17 protein-coding genes and 4 pseudogenes are annotated in these 23,437 nt (G+C 47.3%); 9 read left to right on the top strand and 12 right to left on the bottom strand.

Annotated features, from left to right (window positions below):
- Nucleotides 1–2 precede the first annotated feature (2 nt).
- The 6 genes and pseudogenes from cmk to gyrA form a co-directional block, all read right to left on the bottom strand.
- Nucleotides 3–691 (bottom strand): annotated as a pseudogene (cmk, locus tag D791_RS06645) ((d)CMP kinase).
- Nucleotides 691–2,910, bottom strand: coding sequence for a prephenate dehydrogenase/arogenate dehydrogenase family protein (locus D791_RS06640; protein WP_036509430.1), 2,220 nt, complete (start codon nt 2,908–2,910; stop codon nt 691–693). The pseudogene cmk and the gene D791_RS06640 overlap by 1 nt, the downstream one beginning before the upstream one ends.
- Complete coding sequence (gene hisC, locus D791_RS06635) at nt 2,904–4,007, bottom strand: histidinol-phosphate transaminase (RefSeq protein WP_036509427.1); 1,104 nt, start codon at nt 4,005–4,007, stop codon at nt 2,904–2,906. Before hisC ends, D791_RS06640 begins: the two co-directional genes overlap by 7 nt.
- 22 nt (nt 4,008–4,029) lie before the next feature.
- Nucleotides 4,030–4,914, bottom strand: coding sequence for a chorismate mutase (pheA, locus tag D791_RS06630; protein WP_036509425.1), 885 nt, complete (start codon nt 4,912–4,914; stop codon nt 4,030–4,032).
- A 20-nt stretch (nt 4,915–4,934) separates the two neighbouring features.
- Nucleotides 4,935–6,017, bottom strand: coding sequence for a 3-phosphoserine/phosphohydroxythreonine transaminase (gene serC, locus D791_RS06625; protein ID WP_036509423.1), 1,083 nt, complete (start codon nt 6,015–6,017; stop codon nt 4,935–4,937).
- A 66-nt stretch (nt 6,018–6,083) separates the two neighbouring features.
- Nucleotides 6,084–8,723: a DNA gyrase subunit A gene (gene gyrA / locus D791_RS06620; RefSeq protein WP_036509422.1), complete on the bottom strand. Its 2,640-nt coding sequence runs from the start codon at nt 8,721–8,723 to the stop codon at nt 6,084–6,086.
- 146 nt (nt 8,724–8,869) lie between these two features.
- On the opposite strand from gyrA, the pseudogene ubiG reads away from it, so the two are divergent.
- From ubiG to D791_RS06605, 3 genes and pseudogenes are all read left to right on the top strand, one after another.
- Nucleotides 8,870–9,591, top strand: a pseudogene (gene ubiG, locus D791_RS06615) (bifunctional 2-polyprenyl-6-hydroxyphenol methylase/3-demethylubiquinol 3-O-methyltransferase UbiG).
- Nucleotides 9,588–10,252 (top strand): annotated as a pseudogene (locus D791_RS06610) (HAD family hydrolase). Before ubiG ends, D791_RS06610 begins: the two co-directional pseudogenes overlap by 4 nt.
- Nucleotides 10,253–10,323: 71 nt before the next feature.
- Entirely contained in the window at nt 10,324–11,067 is a 744-nt protein-coding gene (locus D791_RS06605) for a YciK family oxidoreductase (RefSeq protein ID WP_036509421.1), read from the top strand.
- Nucleotides 11,068–11,101: 34 nt separating this feature from the next.
- Here the strand turns inward: D791_RS06605 and rluB are convergent, their stop codons facing one another.
- The 4 genes from rluB to D791_RS06585 form a co-directional block, all read right to left on the bottom strand.
- Complete coding sequence (rluB, locus tag D791_RS06600) at nt 11,102–12,013, bottom strand: 23S rRNA pseudouridine(2605) synthase RluB (protein WP_036509419.1); 912 nt, start codon at nt 12,011–12,013, stop codon at nt 11,102–11,104.
- Nucleotides 12,014–12,046: 33 nt separating this feature from the next.
- Complete coding sequence (locus D791_RS06595) at nt 12,047–12,442, bottom strand: H-NS histone family protein (protein WP_036509417.1); 396 nt, start codon at nt 12,440–12,442, stop codon at nt 12,047–12,049.
- A gap of 82 nt (nt 12,443–12,524) precedes the next feature.
- Nucleotides 12,525–13,145: an L-threonylcarbamoyladenylate synthase gene (locus D791_RS06590; protein ID WP_036509414.1), complete on the bottom strand. Its 621-nt coding sequence runs from the start codon at nt 13,143–13,145 to the stop codon at nt 12,525–12,527.
- Nucleotides 13,146–13,189: 44 nt separating this feature from the next.
- Nucleotides 13,190–14,026, bottom strand: coding sequence for a PHP domain-containing protein (locus tag D791_RS06585; protein ID WP_036509411.1), 837 nt, complete (start codon nt 14,024–14,026; stop codon nt 13,190–13,192).
- A gap of 217 nt (nt 14,027–14,243) precedes the next feature.
- Between D791_RS06585 and D791_RS06580 the strand changes: the two genes are divergently transcribed.
- The gene (locus tag D791_RS06580) at nt 14,244–14,543 is read left to right on the top strand and encodes a YciI family protein (RefSeq protein WP_036509409.1); all 300 of its coding nucleotides are present in this window, start codon (nt 14,244–14,246) and stop codon (nt 14,541–14,543) included.
- Between the two features lie 158 nt (nt 14,544–14,701).
- The gene (locus D791_RS06575) at nt 14,702–15,301 is read left to right on the top strand and encodes an OmpA family protein (RefSeq protein WP_036509407.1); all 600 of its coding nucleotides are present in this window, start codon (nt 14,702–14,704) and stop codon (nt 15,299–15,301) included.
- A gap of 107 nt (nt 15,302–15,408) precedes the next feature.
- Here the strand turns inward: D791_RS06575 and purL are convergent.
- Nucleotides 15,409–19,310 (bottom strand): annotated as a pseudogene (gene purL, locus D791_RS06570) (phosphoribosylformylglycinamidine synthase).
- Nucleotides 19,311–19,419: 109 nt separating this feature from the next.
- Here purL and mltF point away from each other — a divergent pair.
- Entirely contained in the window at nt 19,420–20,904 is a 1,485-nt protein-coding gene (gene mltF, locus D791_RS06565; RefSeq protein WP_051514310.1) for a membrane-bound lytic murein transglycosylase MltF, read from the top strand.
- Between the two features lie 78 nt (nt 20,905–20,982).
- On the opposite strand, the gene tadA is transcribed toward mltF, so the two are convergent.
- Nucleotides 20,983–21,375: a tRNA adenosine(34) deaminase TadA gene (gene tadA, locus D791_RS06560; RefSeq protein WP_475095582.1), complete on the bottom strand. Its 393-nt coding sequence runs from the start codon at nt 21,373–21,375 to the stop codon at nt 20,983–20,985.
- 293 nt (nt 21,376–21,668) lie between these two features.
- Here tadA and D791_RS06555 point away from each other — a divergent pair, with 293 nt between their 5' ends.
- From D791_RS06555 to D791_RS06540, 3 genes are all read left to right on the top strand, one after another.
- On the top strand, nt 21,669–21,935 hold the full coding sequence (locus D791_RS06555) for a metal/formaldehyde-sensitive transcriptional repressor (RefSeq protein WP_036509405.1): 267 nt from the start codon (nt 21,669–21,671) through the stop codon (nt 21,933–21,935).
- A 34-nt stretch (nt 21,936–21,969) separates the two neighbouring features.
- A complete protein-coding gene (dmeF, locus tag D791_RS06550) occupies nt 21,970–22,917 on the top strand; it encodes a CDF family Co(II)/Ni(II) efflux transporter DmeF (protein ID WP_036509403.1) in 948 nt (315 codons plus the stop codon).
- 281 nt (nt 22,918–23,198) lie between these two features.
- Nucleotides 23,199–23,420 (top strand): HigA family addiction module antitoxin, encoded by a 222-nt coding sequence (locus D791_RS06540; RefSeq protein WP_081763766.1) that lies wholly within the window; start codon nt 23,199–23,201, stop codon nt 23,418–23,420.
- The last annotated feature ends 17 nt before the right edge of the window (nt 23,421–23,437 follow it).

Below are 23,437 nucleotides of genomic sequence, written 5' to 3'. Positions count from 1 at the left end.
GCTTAACGCAGCCCTTTGTGTTTCGCTTCATCCAGCACCACCTCTAACACCTCCTCAATTGTCATTTTGGTGGTGTCCAGAATCACCGCATCCGGCGCCGGTTTTAAAGGTGCGACCGTGCGATTCATGTCACGATCGTCCCGCGATTTAATATCAATTAATATATCTTCAAGGCTAGCACTCACTCCCTTGCTAATCAACTGGTTATAGCGTCGGCTTGCACGTTCTTCTGCACTTGCATCAAGATATATTTTCAAAGGGGCTTCTGGGAAGACCACTGTCCCCATATCACGCCCATCTGCAATCAACCCTGGAAGCTGCGCAAAGTCTCGCTGTCTCTGTAATAAAGCCTGCCTAACCGGGCCTAATGCGGCTATTACTGACGCGTCGGCACCCACTTCTTCCGTGCGAATTGTTTGTGTAACCTCTTCACCTTCAAGAATAATTTTCAACTCGCTATCCGTGCTTTCAGACAAAAACTGCACATCCAAATGCGCAGCCATGACCTGTAAGGACTCGACATCATCTAAAGATACACCATGATGCCGGGCGGCAACTGCCGTCAAGCGATACAAAGCTCCACTATCTAACAATAACCAACCAGTGCATTGGCTAACAAACGACAAATAGTACCTTTTCCTGAACCACTTGGGCCATCTACTGTTATGACTGGAGGTAGTAGTGAGGACATTAGTCCGACTCCTTATGAATACTAATACCGGCATGCCTTAATTGTTCGACCAACGCAGGATACGCCGCTAGCAATGCCGCTGAATGTTTAATCCTTAATGCCTGTTGCGCTCTTGTTGAAGCGACAATCATCGCAAAGGCAACGATGGGGGGTAACACGTCTGAAATCTCACCACCTTTCAATGCAGAAGGAGTTAATACCAGCTGTGAGCCATTTAGCTCAAGTTGTGCTCCCTGCTCCCGTAAAACGGCGACGGTACTCAGAATCAACGCACTTTCCTTGGCGGACAAGGTTTCTGGCAGATGAATAAGGGTTTGCCCCTCTGCGAATAATGCCAAAACCATTAAAAATGGTAACTCGTAGACCACACAGGCCACATCCTCAGCCGTGAACACTTGCCCTTTTAATTGAGCGTAGGTAACCCGTATATCCGCGACAGGTTCAAACCCTGTATCCTTATGCAGGGTCAGTTGGATATTGGCTCCCATTCTTGATAAGAGTGGTAAAAGCTTTGTTCGGTGTGGATTCACACCGATATCGGTCAATGTCAACGAGGATTGAGGCACGAGGGTTGCCGCGGCAATCATCATCAATGCTGTCGAAAAATCACCGGGAACACGTATTTTTGTGGCCGTTAATGTGCCCGCACTATTGATTGTTGTTTTAACTTCACCCGCTTCTTCACTCTCACTCAACGGATAGCCAAAGCTTTTTAGCATGCGCTCGGTATGATCTCGACAAAAACGATTTGTTTTTAAGCAGGTTTGCCCTTGCGCATAAAGCCCCGCTAACAATACGCTCGACTTTACTTGTGCACTGGCATGGGGGAGTTCAATTTCAGCCCCTTTCAGGATTGACGGCGATATTCTAAAAGGCGGCCCCCCCTGTTCATTACTGTCGATTTTGGCACCCATCGTCCTAAGTGACATCAAGGTAGATAACAAACTTTGCTGACTCAAGGCCTCATCAACGAAAACCTCTGTCGAAAACGATTGAGCAACCAATAACCCGGTAAGAAGCTGCAATGAGGTTTCAGACTTGCCAAGGTACAAGGGGCCTTTGGGTGGCTGCAGGCCCTGCAAGCCCACACCATAAATACGAACACTACCTTGATGGGGCCCCTCTATAACGACTCCCATTTCACGGAAGGCTTTAATCGTCATTAAGCTATCTTCACCTTCGAAAAAGCCTTCGATATCGGTGACACCCTCTGATAACGCACCTATGATGATTGCCCGGTGTGAAATTGACCGATCACTGTGTATTGTCACCTGACCCGACAAAGGACTACCAGGCTCAATACGCAAATCGATATCCTGAGTATTAGCCGAGTAAGCGGAGCCAGCAAGCAAGGTGGAGAAATGTTCTCTTGCGACTTTAGCACGACTAAAAATACCCAACATGGCCTGACTATCGCCTGCCGCTATTGCGGATCTTAAACGCGCCACGCCAGAGGTAAACTGATCTATTTGCTTAAGAATAGCATCACGATTGGCTTGGCAGATATCATGCCACATCACCGGATCACTCGCGGCTATCCGTGTAAAGTCTCGAAAACCGCCTGCCGCATAGCGAAAAATATCACGATTCTCTTCTTCATGTGCCAATGTATCGACCAGTGAGAAGGCCAACACATGTGGCAAATGACTGGTCGCAGCCAAGACCTGATCGTGGCGATACGGATCCATCTGTAACACTTCCGCTCCAACCGACTGCCACAAACGAGCAACCTCGAGTGTCGCTTTTGGATCGGATTCAGGAAGAGGCGTTAAAATAACTTTATGACGCTCAAATAAGTCAGCATCGGCGGCAATCACACCACTTTTTTCAGCACCCGCAATGGGGTGACCGGGTACGAATCCGGATGGAATCTGTTGAAATACCTGACGAACAGCTTGGACTAAGTGCCCTTTCGTACTTCCCACATCCGTTAAGAGTGTTGTAGGTCTCAGAAAAGGCTGGATATCTTTTAAAACGGCCTCCATAGCTTTGACGGGTACAGCCAAGACGATTACATCTGCCTGCTGAACAGCACTGGGTAAATCCTCTACGGCCTCATCAATGACGCCTAGACGCATGCCTAAATCGCATTCCTGAGGATGACGGTCATAGGCCGCTACGTGCTGCACTACTTTTCGCGACTTTAAGGCCTTAGCAAAGGAGCCTCCGATAAGGCCTAAACCAATAATAAGAAGTCGATGTGTCGTATAGGTTAACACTGAATAACCTTTTTTAGCGCAAGAAGGAAGCGAGTATTTTCTGACTCTGTACCAATCGTCACTCTTAGGTGATTGGGCAGGTTGTACACACCAAGCGGCCGCACAATCACACCCTCATGCAAGAGCTTTTGATAAATCGGCAATGCATCTTCGCCCATGTCAATCGTGATAAAATTGGCCTTGGATGGGATATACCCCAAACCCATTTGTTGAATGCCTTTGGTTAATTGCTGCATTCCCTGTGCATTTAACGCCACCGTCTGTGCTAAATAGTCCGTATCATTCAGACATGCCACGGCCGCCGCCATTGCAAAACTATTCACATTAAACGGCTGACGAACACGATTCAACAAATCGGTTATAACCGGATTTGACACAGCAAACCCAACACGCAATGCTGCCAATCCATAGGCTTTAGAGAAGGTACGTGTCACTATTAAGTTAGGGTAGTGTTTTACCAACGCCAATCCATTCGGCATTGCATCATCCATCGCATACTCGCTGTAGGCTTCATCCAACACAACGAGTATATCCGCAGGTATGCTATCCAAGAAGGCGCATAACTCATCCTTCGCAATTACGGTACCTGTGGGATTGTTTGGATTGGCAATAAAAATAAGACGCGTCTTGTCAGAAATGGCTTCTGAAATCGCTTGAAGGTTATGCCCAAACTCTTTTGCAGGCGCAACAACACTTTTCGCACCTACCGCTTGCACAACCAAGGGATACACGACAAAAGCAAACTCTGAATACACAGCCTCATTTGTAGAATTCAAAAAGGTGCGAGTAATCAACTCCAATAAATCATTTGAACCATTGCCTAGCGTAATTTGTGCCGGATCAAGATCAAAATTCCGAGATATTGCTTGTTTAAGCTGATGACCATTGCTATCAGGGTAGCGAGTCAATTCCGCTAGTTCTTGCTGAATAGCGGCAATTGCCTTGGGTGATGGTCCTAGTGGGTTTTCATTGCTCGCCAACTTAATAATATTGCAAATTCCAAGCTCTCGTTCTAATTCTTCAATCGGCTTACCCGCTTGATAAGGCTTGAGTTGCTGAACTCCGCTATTGGCTAATGCCACATAATCACACGACATTTATTCACCTCTAGGTTCTACCTTAAAGAACCGCTTGTGGGTATGAGCCCAATATTTTAAGTATCAAAGGGGTCGACTGTAGCTCTGCAAGAACCTCAGCCACAGTCTCATCATCTCGATGCCCTTCAAAGTCCATATAAAACAGCGATACCGGGCGTGCACCAGTATTGGAACGTGTTTCTAAACGGGTCAAACTGATCCCCCGCTTTCGGAAAGGCTCCAACAAACTATACAGCGCACCAGGACGATCGTCTTCTGAGCGAATCAAGATTGAGGTTTTATCACATCCACTGGGGGCAACCTGCTGACGACCTAGCACGAGAAAGCGTGTTTCAAAAGTCGATGACAAAGCGTCTCCCCCGAGCTGCAACTCGACCTCACCACAAATAAACACGTCGTATTGATTCAACAGATCGAGCGTATGACTTACTAAACCTTCTTGGGGAGACTCAATCGGAAGGACAGCATAATGACAACTGGCGTCCATAACCGCTTTAAATACCTGCTCTAAGCTTGCAAATGCAACGCTCTGAGCCGATAAACCAAAGTGTTTACGTACCGCCTGCTCAGCATAATTATTTTCCGGCCCCATAAAGGCAACTTTTACAGGCTGCTCAAGCGCCAAACACGATGACATGATTTCTCGAAACAGCCTTGCCATTTCGTGATCCGGAAGCGGCCCCGTATTACGCTCCATCACACGTCTAAGCACCTGAGCTTCACGTTCAGGGCGGTAGAAAACAGGAGACTCTGACTGACCGTAGCGCTGTTTAACGTCGGCAACCTTGCCTGCGCACTCAGCACGTTGATTAATCAAGCGCTGAATATTCATGTCAATATCGTCTATCTGGTCTCGCAATACACGCAGTGCTTGCTCTTGCTCGTTGAGCGTATTTGGTTTTGTCATCGGTTATACCTGTTGACCACTCATGCGTTTTCTTTTTCAAATTGAACCATAAATTCAATCAGCGCATCTACGGCGGCTTCAGGCACTGCATTATACAAGCTTGCTCTCATGCCACCGACCGAGCGATGCCCTTGCAAGTTGACTAAACCTGCGGCTTCCGCTTGACTTAAAAACGCGCTTTCAAGTCGCGCATCGGCTAACGTAAATGGAACATTCATGATTGAGCGATTGCGAATCGCTACGGGGTTCCCATAAAAATCACTTTGATCAATTGCAGCATAGAGCTTGGCTGCTTTTCGCAGGTTAATTGCAGCGAGGGTTTCAACCCCTCCTTTCGCTTTCAACCATTTAAAAACCAGTCCAGCAAGATACCAAGCAAACGTAGGTGGCGTATTGTGCATCGATCCCGCCTCGGCATGCACTTTATAGTCGTACATTGAAGGGGTTGACGCTAAAGGATTTCCCAAAAGATCTTCACGCACAATGACAACAGTTAAACCTGCAGGACCTATATTCTTTTGTGCGCCAGCATAAATTAATCCAAACTGATTCACATCAATCGGTTGAGACAAAATATCTGACGACATATCAACCACTAGGGGCACGTCACCTGTTTGGGGAACATAATCAAACTGAACACCACCGATAGTTTCATTACTGGTGTAATGAACATACGCAGAATTGGGGTTTAACACCAAATCTTCTTGAGTAGGTGCACTGCAGAACTTATCAGATTCTGTGGTTGCAGCAATGTTAACGTCACAATAACGAGACGCCTCAGCAATGGCTTTTTTAGACCAGATACCCGTATTAATGTAATCGGCGGACGTATGACCTCTCAACAGGTTCATTGGCAACATCGCGAACTGGCTCGTTGCTCCACCTTGTAAAAATAAGACGTTGTAATTGGCTGGAATTTGCATCAGATCACGCAGGTCTTGTTCAGCCTGCTCAGCCACTGATACGAACTCATCGCTACGATGACTCATTTCCATAATAGACAGGCCTTTGCCCTGCCAATCCGACATTTCTTCCTGAGCTTGTTTGAGCACTTCATCCGGCAGCGCAGCGGGTCCTGCACTGAAATTATACTTGCGCGTCATGACTCATTTCCGGTCTATAAATCCAAGGCAGCGAACGGCTGCCTTGAAAGGGTTAAAGTAAGCCTATTACTCTATATCTTGATCATCGGAGACATCTTGATCCTCAGATACATCAGAATCAGTATGAACATGATCATCCGAAGCGGTGACAAGTGTATCAGAATCCGATTGCTCATCCTCTGGCTCTTCTATCCGAGCAATACCCACCAGCTTCTCTTCGTCAGATAAACGTATCAGCATAACGCCTTGCGTGTTGCGTCCTAGCACCGATATTTCATCTGTGCGCGTACGTACAAGTGTTCCTTTATCGCTGATGAGCATCATGCCATCACCAGCAAATACTTGAACAGCACCGGCTAAGGCTCCGTTACGATCCGTGCATTGCATTGCAATAACGCCTTGACCGCCACGCCCACGCAGTGGGAAATCTTCAACGGCGGTTTGCTTACCATAGCCTTTTTCAGAAGCCGTCAGTACATTCCCCCCTTCTTGCGGAATAATAAGAGAAATAACCCTAGTGTCTTCGTTCATTTTTACGCCGCGGACACCACGGGCCGTTCGACCCATAGGACGTACATCTTGCTCATTAAAGCGAACGGCCTTACCGGCACTTGTAACCAACATGACATCGTCATTGCCATTGGTAATCGATGCTCCAATTAAGCGATCGCCATCTACCGTGTCCAAAGCAATTAATCCAGTGCTTCTCGGACGTGCAAAGCTTTGCAAAGGCGTTTTCTTTACCGTACCCATCGCGGTTGCCATGAAAATATAACGATTTTCGTCAAACTCTTTCACTGGCAGAAGGGTTGTAATACATTCATCTTCGTCTAACGGAAGAATATTAATCATCGGGCGACCACGTGATGCACGGCTCGCAGGTGGAATTTCATACACTTTGAGCCAATACACCTTACCTTTATTGGTAAAGCACAAGACGGTATCGTGCGTGTTGGCAATTAAAAGATGCTCTATGAAGTCTTCATCCTTCATCGCCGTTGCTGACTTACCCTTACCGCCACGACGCTGAGATTGATAATCCGTGATCGGCTGAGTTTTCGCATAACCGTTATGAGACACAGTCAAGACCATGTCCTCTTCCGTAATTAAATCAGCATGGGTTAAATCCTGCTGCGATGCCATAATTTCGGTACGACGTGGATCTGAGTATTCACTTTCGATGGCTTCGAGCTCTTCTCGAATAATTTCCATCAAGCGCTCACGAGAGCCCAAAATATGTAAAAGCTCGGCGATTTTATCAACAAGTCCTTGATATTCAGCGATTAGCTTTTCGTGCTCCAAACCCGTTAAGCGATGCAAACGCAAATCAAGAATAGCTTGAGCCTGAACGGGCGATAAATAATACTGCCCATCGCGCATGCCAAATTCAGGCGCTAAGTCATCAGGACGACAAGCATTTTCGCCAGCGCGCTCAAGCATATCGAGAACGTTACCCGGCAACCATGGCTTGGCAATCAGTCGTTCACGGGCTTCAGCTGGAGAAGGAGACTCTTTAATCAGCTGTATAACAGGATCTATATTCGCAAGGGCAATGGCCAATCCTTCAAGGACATGCGCACGCTCACGCGCTTTTCGCAATTCGTAAACGCTACGACGCGTCACCACTTCACGGCGGTGCAGGATGAAGCATTCAAGAATTGACTTTAAATCTAAGGTTTTTGGCTGTCCATCAACCAGCGCAACCATGTTAATCCCAAACACACTTTGCAACTGCGTTTGAGAAAACAGGTTATTGATAATCACTTCAGCCACTTCACCGCGACGCAACTCAATGGCAATACGCATTCCGTCTTTGTCAGACTCGTCGCGAAGCTCGCTGATACCTTCGATCTTTTTCTCTTTTACTAACTCAGCAATTTTTTCGATGGTACGCGCTTTGTTGAGCTGATAGGGTATCTCGGTAATGACCAGCATGGGGCGACCATTACGGGGATTGTCTTCAACATGGTGGCGCGCACGAACATAAATTCGACCACGCCCCGTACGATAGGCTTGCAAAATCCCCGCACGACCATTAATGATGCCTCCCGTTGGAAAGTCAGGGCCTGGAATGTATTCCATTAGCTCATCGACGGTTAGCTCAGGATTATCAATCAGCGCTAAACAGGCTTTAACCACTTCAGACAGGTTATGAGGGGGGATGTTCGTTGCCATTCCCACCGCAATACCTGACGAGCCATTCACTAAAAGATTAGGGACTCGTGTTGGCAAAACAGCCGGAATACGCTCCGTACCATCATAGTTATCCACAAAATCGACGGTTTCTTTATCAAGATCCGCTAAGAGCTCATGCGAAATCTTATCCATTCGAATTTCGGTATAACGCATTGCCGCGGCGCTATCACCATCGACGGATCCAAAGTTACCTTGTCCATCAACCAGCGTTGCACGCATCGAAAAATTTTGTGCCATACGAACAATTGTATCGTAGACAGCACTGTCTCCGTGAGGATGGTATTTACCAATAACGTCACCCACCACACGGGCTGATTTTTTATACGGTTTATTCCAGTCATTGCCCAGCTCGTTCATCGCAAACAATACACGACGATGAACAGGCTTTAAGCCATCGCGCACATCAGGTAGGGCTCGCCCTACGATCACGCTCATGGCATAGTCGAGATAAGACTGCTTAAGCTCATCTTCGATATTAACTGGCAGGACTTCTTTCGCTAGATCACCCATTCGCTCAGTGTTCCTTGATTCGGTATGCTTACACACCGTAATTACGGTAATTCATCAACGCAGTATTGTACCATAAACACACGCTGACTCACCTCTGCTATGAGTGTTAGAATTAGGTTAAATTAAGTATTTAAAAGAGACTTCTCATGAGCAACACCCGTTCACTCAACATAGACCCTGCCGAGATCGCTAAATTTGAAGAACTGGCCAGTCGCTGGTGGGATACAAACAGTGAATTTAAGCCTTACACGACATCAATCCGTTGCGGGTGGGCTTTATTGATCGCATAGGCCAACTGTCTGGAAAAAAAGTGTTGGATGTAGGCTGTGGAGGGGGCATTTTATCGGAAGCCATGGCAAGACGTGGCGCTCATGTAACAGGCATTGACATGGGCGAAGCTCCGCTTAAAGTTGCAAAACTTCATGGACTCGAAAGCGGTGTTAAAGTGAGCTATCAAAAAATCACAGCGGAAGAGATGGCTGAAAGCAATGCAGAACAATTTGACATCGTAACCTGCATGGAAATGATTGAACACGTACCAAACCCCGCTTCAGTCATTCAAGCCTGCGCCCGCATGGTCAAGCCCGGTGGTCATTTATTCCTATCCACACTCAACCGCAACCCCAAGAGCTACGCTTTCGCTATTCTTGCAGCCGAACGACTCCTTAAACTAGTCCCAGCGGGCACTCATGAGTTTTCAAAATTCATTAAACCGTCCGAACTGGCTCAATGGGTCCGAGACAATCAACTTCGCGTCATCGAAATGACCGGACTGGTCTACAATCCACTCACACAAAAATATCGACTCGAACCCAAAGATGTTGATGTTAACTACATGATGGCCACACAAAAAGCGGAGCAAGCATGAGATCTTTCAATGCCGTTCTCTTTGATTTAGATGGCACACTGGTGGATAGCGCCCCTGATTTTTATCATCTAGCCACACAGATGAGACAAGCACGCAATCTCTCCTCTACACTAGATTACGACACCCTTCGCAGATCTGTTTCCAACGGGGGGAAAGCCGTCATTCAAACGGCATTTAACATTGAGCCTGAACACCCAGAGTTTAATGACTTACTCGCTGAACTCTTGAGCGAGTATGAAAAACAACCCGCATTACACTCCACCTTATTCGCAGGCTTTAACGAACTGCTTGAATGGCTGGATCAAGAACGCATCCTTTGGGGCGTGGTAACAAATAAACCCGCCCGCTTCACCCATAAAATTTTACACGAACTTCACTTAAGCCAACGCTGTGCATCTATTATATGCCCTGAGGATGTCACAGTAAGCAAACCATCTCCTGAAGGATTACTATTGGCATGCAACATATGAACGTCACCCCTCAGACAACCCTCTACGTCGGTGACCATATTCGGGACATTCAAGCAGGGCATGCGGCTGGCATGACAACCATCGCGGCAGGTTTTGGTTATTTAGCCATCGATGAGTCTATTGATGAGTGGTCAAGCCATTTTAAAGTTGATCACGCCACAGAGCTTTTACCACTGCTACAATCAATATAAATCATTTAGACTATCTTCATACTCTATATGAAAGAATACTTACTGAATATAAAGCTGGAAGTCAGAACATTATGTTTACTTACAACGCTCCCTCAGATTTACTGAAAGATAAGATCATCTTGGTTACAGGTGCTGGGGATGGTATTGGTAAAGAAGCTGCTCGCCAATACGCTGCCCACGGTGCCACGGTTATTCTGCTAGGAAAAACACAAGAGAAGCTTGAAAAGCTCTATGATGAGCTCGAGGCAGCTGGATACCCACAAGCCGCAATCGTACCGCTCAATTTAGATGTTGCAACGGAACATGACTATATAGAGTTATGCAATACACTGCATCAAGAGTTTGGACGACTTGATGGCATTCTGCATAACGCCTCTATACTCGGGGTCAGAACACCTTTAGAAAATTACGATCCTATCATCTGGCAACAAGTCATGCAGGTCAACGTAAATGCTCCCTTCATGCTCACGCAGACACTGATGCCTCTGCTTCAAGCATCCGAAGATGCATCGATCATCTTCACCACCTCTAGCGTTGGTCGCAAAGGCAAAGCTTACTGGGGTGCTTATGCGGTTTCGAAATTCGCCACTGAAGGAATGATGCAGGTACTGGCTGACGAGTTAGACAATGTAGACAACATACGAGTCAATGCGATCAATCCTGGCGCCACTCGTACTCAGATGAGGGCCTACGCGTACCCTGCAGAATCACCTGAAAAAAATCCAACACCCGCTGATATCATGCCACTTTACTTATATTTAATGGGGCCAGACAGCAAAGATGTTCACGGTCAATCAATGGATGCACAAGGATAATTCTATCCTTGTGCTCCAAACACCGAGCTAAAAATTAACGCCCAGCCCCTCGTTTACCTACAGACCTAGGCCGCTTCTTAGGCTTCTCAGCCTTCTCTGGTCGGTTCTGGTCACCACCCTTGGCAACCTGCCTGACTTTTTGATTTTTATACCGACGCACATCCTCATCTTTCTGAGCAGGTGTGCGTACAAACTTTACTCGATCAACGTCAAGATTTACTTCAGCCGCCAGCATATTGCATTCTTTTTGACTGAGTTCTCGCCAGGTTCCAACCTTTACTTCACTGGGAAGAAAAACTGGACCAAACCGGACACGCTTCAAACGGTTAACCTGTACACCTTGCGATTCCCATAAACGGCGAACTTCACGATTCCGCCCTTCCATCAGCACACAGTGAAACCATTTGTTCGCCCCCTCTCCGTCAAAGAAGCGGACATCCGTGAACTTAGCCATACCATCTTCTAACAACACGCCCTGCTTTAACCGCCCCAACATGTCATCGTCGACTTCGCCTAATACACGTGCCGCATACTCACGATCTATTTGAGCAGACGGGTGCATCAACAGATTTGCCAACTCACCATCGGTTGTAAAAATTAACAACCCCGTGGTATTGATATCCAAACGGCCGACCACAATCCAACGCCCTTGCTTAAGAGGAGGCAAGGAATCAAAGACGGTGGGACGCCCTTCAGGGTCATGACGTGTACACACCTCACCCAACGGCTTATTGTAAATCAATACGCGACGCGGAACATGACCTGAAAAAATCAAGTCAATCTTACGGCCATCCAGGGTTACTTTATCCGAAGGCCCGACTCGATCACCAAGCGTGGCAAGCGAATCATTAATTGTAAGCCTTTTTTCTTCTATCCAACGCTCCATCTCACGACGTGAGCCAAAACCGGAGCGCGCCAATACTTTTTGTAACTTTTCGTTTTCCACTGACGCTACCTTAATTGTTCAACTATTTGATTATTAATCAACAGTTGGAAGATTTTCTTTAGAGATGCCTTTTGCATCCATGTATTCTTGGAATATAACAGGTGTACGACCACGTCCAGACCACTCATGCACTTTGCCTTCGTCATCTGTAATAACGTATTTAGCTTTTACACTTTTACGCGGAGTTGACTCAACCAAGTCAGCAAGATCGTTTAGATCAATACCTGCTTCTTTCATCGCCAAACGGATTTGTTCGATTTTTTCAACGCGTGCTTTCTCTTCAGCTTCGCGCTTAGCTTCCTCTTCCTTACGCTCAGTATAAATTTCGTTAAGGTCTCCTAAAACCTTTTCAATTTCAAGCAGAGACAGCTCTTGACATTGTTTTCTTAGAGAATTTTTACGCGTCAGGTTTTTAATAAAATCAGACATAGTGCTTCCTTTAAAAGACTTTTAGAGTTACAGACTGGTATATTATATAGCGCAATTAAAAAATGTATAAGTAGCTCAGGCCTTAATTAAAAAAAGAAACATCACCTGCACCCACTCTAACCACCTCAGGCACATCATTGACTAAATTAACGACCGTTGTTGCCTCCATACCACAAAACCCTCCATCTATGACAAGATCAACATGATGCTGCAGTGATTCGCGAATATCGTAGGGATCTGTCAATGGCATTTCCTCGCCAGGAAGCATTAAAGATGTGCTCATAATCGGTTCACCCAATTCTTTCAGCAACTCTGTGACAATATTATTGGCCGGAACGCGTATACCAATAGTACGACGTTTAGGATGCAACAGCCTTCTCGGCACTTCGCTTGTCGCATTCAGAATAAATGTATAAGCACCGGGCGTATGCGCTTTAAGCAAACGATAAACACTGTTATCAACCTTAGCGTACGTTGATATAACCGATAGATCACTACACACTAGGGTAAAGTTATGCTTATCATCCAACTGACGTATTTGCTTAATTCTTTCCATCGCCTGCTTATCGCCAAGACAGCAACCCAAGGCATACGCGCAGTCCGTAGGGTAAACAATAACGCCACCCTTCTTAAGAATTTCTACGGCCTGAGCAACCAAACGCTTTTGCGGATTGTCAGGGTGTATTTGAAACAATTGACTCACAGATCATCCCCTTTAGGATAAAAAACAGCCCATAATGAATCTAATTATAACAGCAAACGATTCAAAACATGCTGTTCATTAACCTCTAATGCAGGAAAACGCCCCGGCAATGTCCAAGCATTAAATGAATTATGAAAATCACTCCCCGCCGACATCAACAAATCCTGCTGAGTCGCCAGCTTAATCAATTCACGCCCCTGATCCGGATTCAAACCAGGATAACCCACTTCTATTCCCTCTCCGCCTACTTTTTTAAAGTCAGCCACCAACTCTCTCAACTTCGTAAATGTCATTTTGTACTTAGTGGGATGAGCTATAACAGCAATACCACCCGCCTGGCGAATAAACTCAACAGAACGCCTCAAATCAGGCCACAATGCTTTCACATCTCCAACTTTGTTTTGCCCCAAATAGTGATCAAACGCTTCCTGCAATGTTTTAACATTTCTTAGCTTAACCAGCGCTTTAGCAAAATGAGGGCGCCCTATCTGCCCTCCTTCTGAATAACGCATAGCCAAGTCAAATATAGACACATCTACACCTTTTTTGATTAAGCGCTCGGAGATACGCGCTGCCCTTTCCTGCCTCAAACAAAACAACTCTGCTTGATAGTCTTTCACTCCCTCAAAAGCATCATCCAATCCCAACCCCAATATATGAATTGAGCGACGATTCCATAAACAGGTCAACTCAGTTCCCACAATTAAATTAAGGCCAATCTGCTCAGCGGCCAACCTCGCCTCATTAATTCCCGCGAATGTATCGTGATCCGTCAAAGCCATCACCTGCACACCATTAGCGGCACACAAGCTGACCAGTTCAGCAGGAGCTAAGGCTCCATCCGATGCACGACTGTGCAAATGCAAATCATAGTGAATCATATGTCCCTCCAAGCAAAAGGATTAAGCTCAAAAGGAGCGCCATTCCATAGGTATGTAATAGAAACAAACCTCAAATGCTGTACATTAAGTGTAACGTGAATTGGGTAATATATTGCAATCATGTCAATAAAGGGATGATGATAGACCCGAGCATGGCATAAAATACTTATTTTTGAATAAAAATTGCTGACAAATACTTAAACAGGAGAGATGTCTAATGTATTATGCAATAATAGCAGAGGATGTGGATAACAGCCTCGATGCCCGAATGAAGGCCAGACCCGCTCACTTAGAGCGTTTAAAGGTACTGAGTTCTGAGGGCAGACTATTAATCGCTGGTCCGCATCCTGTCAATGACAGTGAAGAGCCCGGCCCGGCAGGCTTCTCTGGAAGTCTAATCGTAGCGGAGTTCGCTTCGTTACAAGCAGCAAAATCATGGGCCGATGACGATCCATACTTTGCTGCAGGGGTGTATAAAAGAGTTTTGGTTAAACCCTTCAAGAAGGTATTGCCCTGATCCCCGCAGGATCTGTTATACTTACTTGTGTAAATCTTAACCATACCTTTTAGACTGCCTGACAGGCTGTTTACCTTAGGTTAAGGTATAATGGGCTTTAATAGGCTTTGACAATTAATTAAAAAGACCAACATCCAACCTGGCACAAGGAAATGATGATGAAGAAAATTGCAATTGCTGCAGGCCTGGCCATGACTCTCGGCTTCTCTGCCGCTCAGGCTCAGGTTCCTGGTTATGCTGCTAACTCCAGCGACACTGTATGGCGCACCAGCTTCGGCGAGTGCTGGCAAACCTCTTCTTGGACCCCTGAAAAAGCGGTTCCAGGCTGTGCAGGTTATGTAGCTCAAGCGGAACCCGCTCCAGCGCCAGCTCCTGCTCCAGCACCAGCTCCAGAAGTTGCTGAAATCGATCGTAAATTCGCACTTTACTTCGATTTCGACAGCACCCGTGTAGGTGACATCTCTACGATTGTTAACCACATTGGTTCTTTGGCAACTGTTGAAAGCATCAGCCTAACAGGTCACGCTGACCGTATCGGTAACATGGCTTACAATGACCGTCTATCTCAACGTCGTGCAGATGCAGTTGCTGCTGCGCTTGCGAACGCTGGCGTAAACAGAAACTTGATGTCTACCAGCTCAATGGGTAGCCGCTCACCAGTTGCTAACTGCTCTGGCCGTGGCGCTGAATTGATTGCGTGCTTGCGCCCTGACCGTCGTGTAGACGTTGAAATCAAAGGCACTCGTCGCGGTCAATAATGATTCGCTGACACAAAAAAGCCACTTTTAAAGTGGCTTTTTTATTGCCTGTCATTGACCAAATTAAAGAACAACCCCGCCACCACAGGCAGCAGGGCCATCAACAATTAACCAACAAACACTCTGGCGTTACGGAACATCCGCATCCAACTACCATCTTCGCTCCAATCACTTGGATACCAAGAGTTCTGGACAGCTCTAAACACACGTTCAGGATGAGGCATCATAATCGTGACACGTCCATCCGGTGTTGTTACCCCTGCGATACCCAATGGAGATCCATTCGGGTTTGCTGGATAACTCTCAGTCACTTTTCCGTAGTTATCAACATAACGCAACGCGATATCCGCCGATTGAGACAAGGCAGTGAGATGCTGATCATCTCTAAACTCCGCACGCCCCTCACCATGCGCAATCGCGATTGGCATCCGCGATCCTGACATTCCTTGCAAGAAAATTGAGGCATTCTGTTGAACTTCAACCATCGCAACGCGCGCTTCAAACTGCTCCGAGCGATTACGCACAAAACGCGGCCAACGTTCGGCACCTGGAATAAGGCTATGCAAATTCGACATCATCTGACAGCCATTACACACGCCCAACGCAAAACTATCACGTCTTTCAAAAAATGCACTGAACTGATCACGCGCCAACGAGTTGAACAAAATAGACTTTGCCCACCCCTCTCCAGCGCCCAACACATCTCCATAGGAGAAACCACCACAGGCAACAACTCCCTGGAAGGCCTCTAACGAAATACGCCCCGCTAGAATATCACTCATATGGACATCAAGTGCCGCAAAACCTGCACGCTCAAACGCGGCAGCCATTTCGACTTGACCATTAACCCCCTGCTCACGCAGGATGGCAACCTTAGGACGAACACCCTTTGCAATAAAGGGCGCCGCTACATCTTCATCAATGGCATAGCTCAAAGACGCATGCAGACCCGGATCATTTCGATCAAGAATGCGATCAAATTCCTGCTGAGCACACTCAGGGTTGTCTCTCAACATTTGAATCTGATACGAGGTTTCAGCCCAATAGCTTTGCAGCATTGAACGAGATTCACTGAAAATCTCTTCTTCATCAAAATAAAGATTGATCTGGTCATCATCGTTAATGTTACCGATCACACTGACAAGATCGCCCAAACCGGCTGCCGTCAGCTCAGTGAGCACCATCTCAACATCAGAACGGCGAACCTGAATTACCGCACCCAACTCTTCAGCAAAGAGTGAGCGAACAATTTCATTCTGCTCTGAAGCCAACATATCCAAGCTAATATCTAAACCACAACGCCCAGCAAACGCCATTTCAACCAAGGTAACAAACACACCACCGTCTGAACGGTCATGATAAGCCAACAACACACCTTGCTCGTTAAGCTCTTGAATGGCAGCAAAGAAAGACGCCAGCAAATATGGATCATCCACATCCGGCGCATCTTGTCCCACTTGATTATAGACTTGCGCCAATGCAGACAAACCTAAACGATTTTTGCCAGCACCCAAGTCAATCAAAATCAGATCCGTTTCGCCTTGATCTGTTTTCAACTGAGGCGTTAATGTTTTGCGTATGTCAACCACAGGCGCAAAGCCTGAAATAATTAATGACATCGGAGCCGTTACGCTCTTATTTTCACCGTCTTCCGTCCAAACAGTACGCATTGACATAGAGTCTTTACCGACTGGAATGGTGATTCCCAACGCAGGGCATAAATCCATACCCACGGCGGCAACGGCATCAAAAAGTTTTTCATCTTCGCCTGGATGCCCTGCTGCACACATCCAGTTAGCTGATAACTTAATATCCGAAATATCGTCTATGCGAGCCGCAGCCAGGTTAGTCAGAGTCTCGCCGATGGCAATCCGAGCTGAAGCAGGTGCATCAATCAAGGCCAAAGGTGTACGCTCACCCATTGCCATTGCCTCACCAGCATAGGTGTCATAAGCTGCAGCCGTCACGGCGCAGTCAGCAACTGGAACCTGCCAAGGCCCAACCATCTGATCTCTTGCCACCATTCCCGTAATACTGCGATCACCGATAGTGATCAGGAAAGACTTAGACGCTACCGCAGGTAACTTTAATACACGCTCAACCGCTTCTTCCAGCTCAATATCATCCGTCTCGAATGCTGGCAAGTCGTACGCTAAACGCTGAACACTACGGTGCATTTTTGGTGGTTTACCAAATAAAATACTCATTGGTAAATCGACAGGTTTCGATTCAAAATGCTGATCGTTCAGGACAAGATGGTGTTCATCCGTTGCTTCACCCACAATTGCGTATGGGCAACGCTCACGAGCACAAATGGCCTCGAAGGTTTCGAGCTGATCGGGCGTAACCGCCAATACATACCGCTCTTGCGCTTCATTGCACCAGATTTCTAATGGCGACATTCCCGGCTCATCATTATTGATGTTGCGCAGCTCAAAACGCCCACCACGTCCACCGTCTTTAACCAGCTCTGGAAAAGCGTTGGATAAACCACCCGCACCGACGTCATGAATAAAGGCAATGGGGTTTTTGTCAGCCAACTGCCAGCAGCGATCGATCACTTCTTGACAGCGACGCTCCAGCTCTGGGTTTTCACGCTGAACCGATGCGAAATCCAGATCCTCCGCCGAGCTACCTGATGTCATTGAAGAAGCAGCACCGCCCCCAAGACCAATCAACATCGCAGGCCCGCCTAAGCAGATCAGCTTCGCTCCGACAGGAATATCCCCTTTTTCAACATGCTCTGCTTTGATATTACCCATACCGCCCGCAATCATGATGGGCTTGTGGTATCCACGCACTTCATCACCAGCAGCTCCTGGCACCTGCTGCTCAAACGTTCTGAAGTAACCCGTTAAATTCGGACGACCAAACTCATTATTAAATGCAGCACCACCAATTGGGCCTTCAATCATGATATCCAGAGGCGTCACGATGCGCTCAGGCTTACCGTAATCAGACTCCCAAGGCTGTTCAAATCCAGGTATTTTCAAATCAGATACCGTAAAGCCCGTCAAACCTGCTTTCGGTTTTGCACCTTTACCCGTTGCACCTTCATCACGGATCTCACCACCGGATCCCGTCGCAGCCCCTGGATGGGGTGCAATTGCTGTGGGATGGTTATGCGTCTCAACCTTCATTAATATATGAATAGGCTCTTGATGGTAGGCGTATTCAAGCGTCTGTGGCTCTGGATAAAAACGACCCGCTGTGGTGCCCTCAATAACGGCAGCATTGTCTTTGTATGCTGACAATACACGATCACCACTTTGCTCGTTAGTATTGCGGATCATCCCGAAGAGCGACTTCTCTTGTAGCTCACCATCTATTTCCCAACTTGCGTTGAAGATTTTATGGCGGCAGTGTTCAGAGTTTGCTTGAGCAAACATCATCAACTCTACATCCGTAGGATTACGCTTTAGCTCGACAAAACTACTGTAAAGATAGTCAATTTCATCTTCAGCTAACGCCAAGCCCAGTGTTGTATTGGCTTGCGAAAGTGCTTCTCGACCACCACTAAGAAGGTCAACACTGGCCAAAGGCCTTGGCGCTTCCTGCCGGAATAAACGCTGACCATCGTCCAGCGCAGCAAAAACGGATTGCGTCATGCGGTCATGCAGCAAGGCAGATATTTGATCTCGCTGATTTGAATTCAGTGCACTTTCAGCATGAATATAGTAGGCTAAACCCCGCTCAATTCGGCGGATCGACTTAAGCCCGCAGTTATGGGCGATATCGGTCGCTTTACTAGACCAAGGTGAAATGGTGCCTGGCCGCGGAATAACAAGAAACAGATCTCCATCTGGAACCTCTGTTTCACCCCGAGGTCCATAGGTCAGAATCTGATCTAGCACCTTGTGCTCTTCTGAGCTCAATGCAGCTTCAGTATTTGCAAAGTGTATATATTCAGCATATACGCCTGTTACAGATGAATTCACCGATTGTAACAAGGATAGCAACTTATCGTGCGAAAAGCCGAGAGAGCGGGTGCTCCACGCAGAACGAGCATGTCGATTTCGAGCCTCTTTTGGTACCTGCCTCGTGCAGGCATTAACAGCGGGAAATTAAGTGTATAGTTTACCTGATCTGAGGCACTGGATACCAGAAAAGCAGAGACTATGTTATTTACTACGAAGCCTCATCCCTTACGGGAGCTGATACTCTTTGTGTCAGTCGTCATTTTTATGTTCTCACTGGTAATGATCAGTCTTCGATCATCAACCCAGCTTGATTATATCAGAGATCAAGGCATTCTTCGCGTCGCCACCATTAATAATCCAATGACCTACTACCTTGAGCGCGGCGAAGCCGTCGGCTTTGAATATGAACTGACCAAGGCCTTTGCCGATCACCTCGGCGTTGAGCTAGAACTGTACATCAGCAAAGACTTAAACGAACTCTTTTCGTTACTCAATCAACGCAGCGCTCATTTTATCGCTGCAAACTTGTTAAACACCGATCAACGCTTAAATCAATTGATTCCCGGCCCCACCTATCGCGAATCGGCGCCGTCGGTTATCTATCGTACTCGCCAAGGGTTTAAAGCCCCTAAATCCATTGAACAACTCTATGGAAAATCGATTGCCATCCTTGCGAATTCTAGCTATGCAGACATATTAGGGCAAATCCAACAGGAGCATTCTGAACTCACTTGGGAGGAGCGAGAAAACCAAGATATGATCGATCTTCTGCGCTCAGTGCATAACCAAGAGCTGGACTTCACCTTAATCGACTCCTATTTTTTTAATACTCAGCGCTCTTTTTTTCCAGGCCTTCGCAAAGCCTTCGCCTTGGGTGACCCCAAGCCTATCAGCTGGTTTTTAACCAAAAGCAATGACACCTCTCTTCTGAAAGAGATGTATCGCTTTTTCGCTTTGGAAGAGACTCAGACGCTAATCGCAACACTGGAAGCCCGTTACTTTTCACAAGAAAATCCGTTGAATTTTTTTGACACTCTTTCGTTTCGAAAACACCTAGAAGAACGACTCGTACCCCTAGAGCCTTATTTTAAGAATGCATCCAATGAAACTGGATTTGCGTGGGAGCTACTGGCCGCCCTTGGCTATCAGGAATCTCATTGGAACCCTGATGCTGTTTCAGCCACCGGCGTTAGAGGCATTATGATGCTGACACACGCAGCCGCAAGCGAAGTGGATGTTGAGGATCGCACCGACCCTGAACAAAGCATCATGGGCGGCGCGCGCTATCTGCAACAAATGAAACGCCGAATTCCCGATCGAATACCCGAACCCGATCACACATGGTTTGCTCTCGCTGCCTATAATATAGGATATGGACACCTTCTTGACGCGCGACGACTTACGCAACAAAAGGGCAAAAACCCTGATCGCTGGGAGGATGTTCGCTTACACCTGCCTCTGCTGGCACAAGAACGTTACTACAGCCAACTGCGGCACGGATACGCACGTGGACATGAACCTGTGCAGTATGTAGATAACATTATTAAGTACATGGATATTTTACAGTGGGAATTACAAAGCAATTCAATCCTAGAGCAGTTCAGCACCTTACCTCCCTTATCGGAAGACAGTCTGCAGGACATTAGCGAACGCGTGCTTAGGAATTTTGCGCCAAGCCTTTAAGGCGCTTTTGCTCTTCACGACGGCGCCGAAAAAACTGGCCAATTAACTCGCTAGACTCTGCTGCCAACACACCGCCAATCACGTCGGGCTTGTGATTGAGATGCGCCAACGAGAGCGCTTGAAGCTGACTGATAAGGCTCCTGCCTTGGGCTCTAATGCCCCATAAATCACTCGCCTGATACGGGCATGAACAATAGCACCTGCACACATCATGCAAGGCTCAAGCGTCACATAAAGATCCGCATTCACCAATCGATAGTTTTGCACCGCTAAGGCAGCCTCACGTAAGGCGATCACCTCCGCATGCGCACAAGGATCATGCCCCGTGATCGGGCGATTCCAACCTCGCCCGATTATCTGCCCATCCAAAACAACTAAAGCCCCAACAGGCACCTCGCCTAGATCGGCCGCATGCTGAGCCAAGTCCAAGGCTTGCCTCATCCATTGTTGATCGGTTTGTTCAGTCGACATAGCTGTTATAGATTCACTTGATACCAAACGAAAAAATGTATTTACAATCAATACGTAAGCGCACTTGGATTAAGCTTGATTGTGAGGTTGTGATTATACGTGAGTTCTGCGTTGTTTCCATTCGGTTTTTTGAAATGAGCGCTTAAAGGCACTTCTATATTTTTGATTGGTCAATCTACGGCTCCAAGCTTTAAACCCAGCAGCCCTATCACCTAGACCAAACCTGCCGGTCTTTACCCATTTCTATTCATGTTGTAACATACCCCCCTATACTATATTTGGGATACAATCTTATGGCTCATACGACTCGCCAAAAAGAAAAACTCATCGCACGCGTTCGTCGACTCAGGGGTCAGCTTGAGGGGGTTGAACGCGCCTTAGAGACAGATGCCGCCTGTAGCGAGGTACTACGTCAAATCGCCTCCGTGCGAGGCGCCGTAACGGGGCTGACATCTGAAGTGATGGAAGCCCATCTTCGTGAGCACATCATCGCCGCACCAACCGAGGATGAACGCCGACAAGCCGGTGAGGAAATGATCGAGGTCATTCGAACTACATGAAATAACTCCATAGAACCTCATAGGAATATCAAAGATGGCAAGTACACAGGTTTCGACAATGAGCCACTCTCACTCCTTTTTAGGCGATGACCACCAACGAAACGAACGTAAAGTCTGGTTGGTCATCGCACTGACCACCAGCATGATGGTGATCGAAATCATCGCAGGTACGGTCTATGGTTCGATGGCGCTAGTGGCCGATGGCTGGCATATGTCCACTCACGCTGGTGCAATGCTGATTACTGTCTTGGCCTACCGCTACGCGCGTCGACATGCAAATAACCCACGCTTCACGTTTGGCACTGGCAAACTCGGTGATCTTGCCGGATTTGCCAGTGCCGTAGTGCTGGCGCTGATCGCGCTGTTAATCGGCTGGGAGAGTTTTCTTCGTTTAACCAATCCTGTCGCCATCCAGTTCGAACAGGCCATCGCGGTGGCCGTTGTCGGCTTGATCGTCAACCTAGTCTCCGCGTGGCTGCTAAAAGATGATCACTCCCACCATCACCACCATCATGCCCACGCACATGACGCGCATCACCACGACCATCATCCTAAAGCACGTGATAACAACCTCCGTGCCGCCTATCTACATGTTCTGGCTGACGCTCTAACTTCAATCTTAGCGATTGTCGCGCTGCTACTCGGTCGCAGCTATGGTTGGCAATGGGCAGATCCCATCATGGGCGTGGTGGGTGCACTGGTTATTGCTCGCTGGTCTTGGAGTTTGATCCGTGACGCTGGAAGTGTTCTGCTCGACGCCGCCTCTGAGGGAGAAGCCGTACGCCAAGAAATTCAGGAAGCGATGACTCACAGCAAGGACCGAATCACCGACCTACATGTTTGGCAAGTCGGCCCTGGTCATTTTGCAGCGATCATCGCGTTAGCGACTCAGGAACCGAAAGAACCTGCTCATTACAAGGCACAACTTGAGCACATTCATGAACTGTCGCATATTACTGTTGAGGTGCAGCCTGTTTACTGAGGTTTATTGACTTGAGAGATTCTAGCTTTGCTGAATCTACCCTTTCATCATCATTTGAACCTCTAAGAGAATCGCACATCGGTAGCCATTTTTCTGATCGAATCGCCTCTTCCAGAATAGTCCTCATTCTGTCTAGCTCAAGCTTGCTTTCCCATGCCAAAAGAGCGCTGAACAGATACTGCTCAATCCGAGTAAACGGCAACCGGTATGCGACCTTTCGGTTCATTGTAGTAGATGTTGAATTGGTCAATTACGTCGATTACCACTAGGGAGAAAAAACCATGATGATAAACCCTCCACACCCCGGCGAATTGCTGCGCGATGACGTCATTGTCGAGCTGAGCCTGACCGTTAAGGAAACTGCTGAGCGACTAGGCATGCCCCGCGTAGCTTTGTCTCGTGTACTGAACGGCCGAGCGACGATCAGCCCTGACCTTACTCTTCGTCTAGAAATGGCAGGAGTGAGCACTGCCCGCGCTTGGCTCACTATGCAGATGAACTAGGATCTGGCCCAAGCCAA

It is taken from the genome of Nitrincola nitratireducens (assembly GCF_000585235.1).
Taxonomy (GTDB): domain Bacteria; phylum Pseudomonadota; class Gammaproteobacteria; order Pseudomonadales; family Balneatricaceae; genus Nitrincola; species Nitrincola alkalisediminis.
The sequence above is the reverse complement of the archived record's forward strand: the minus strand, read 5'-3'. Positions and strand labels throughout refer to the sequence as shown.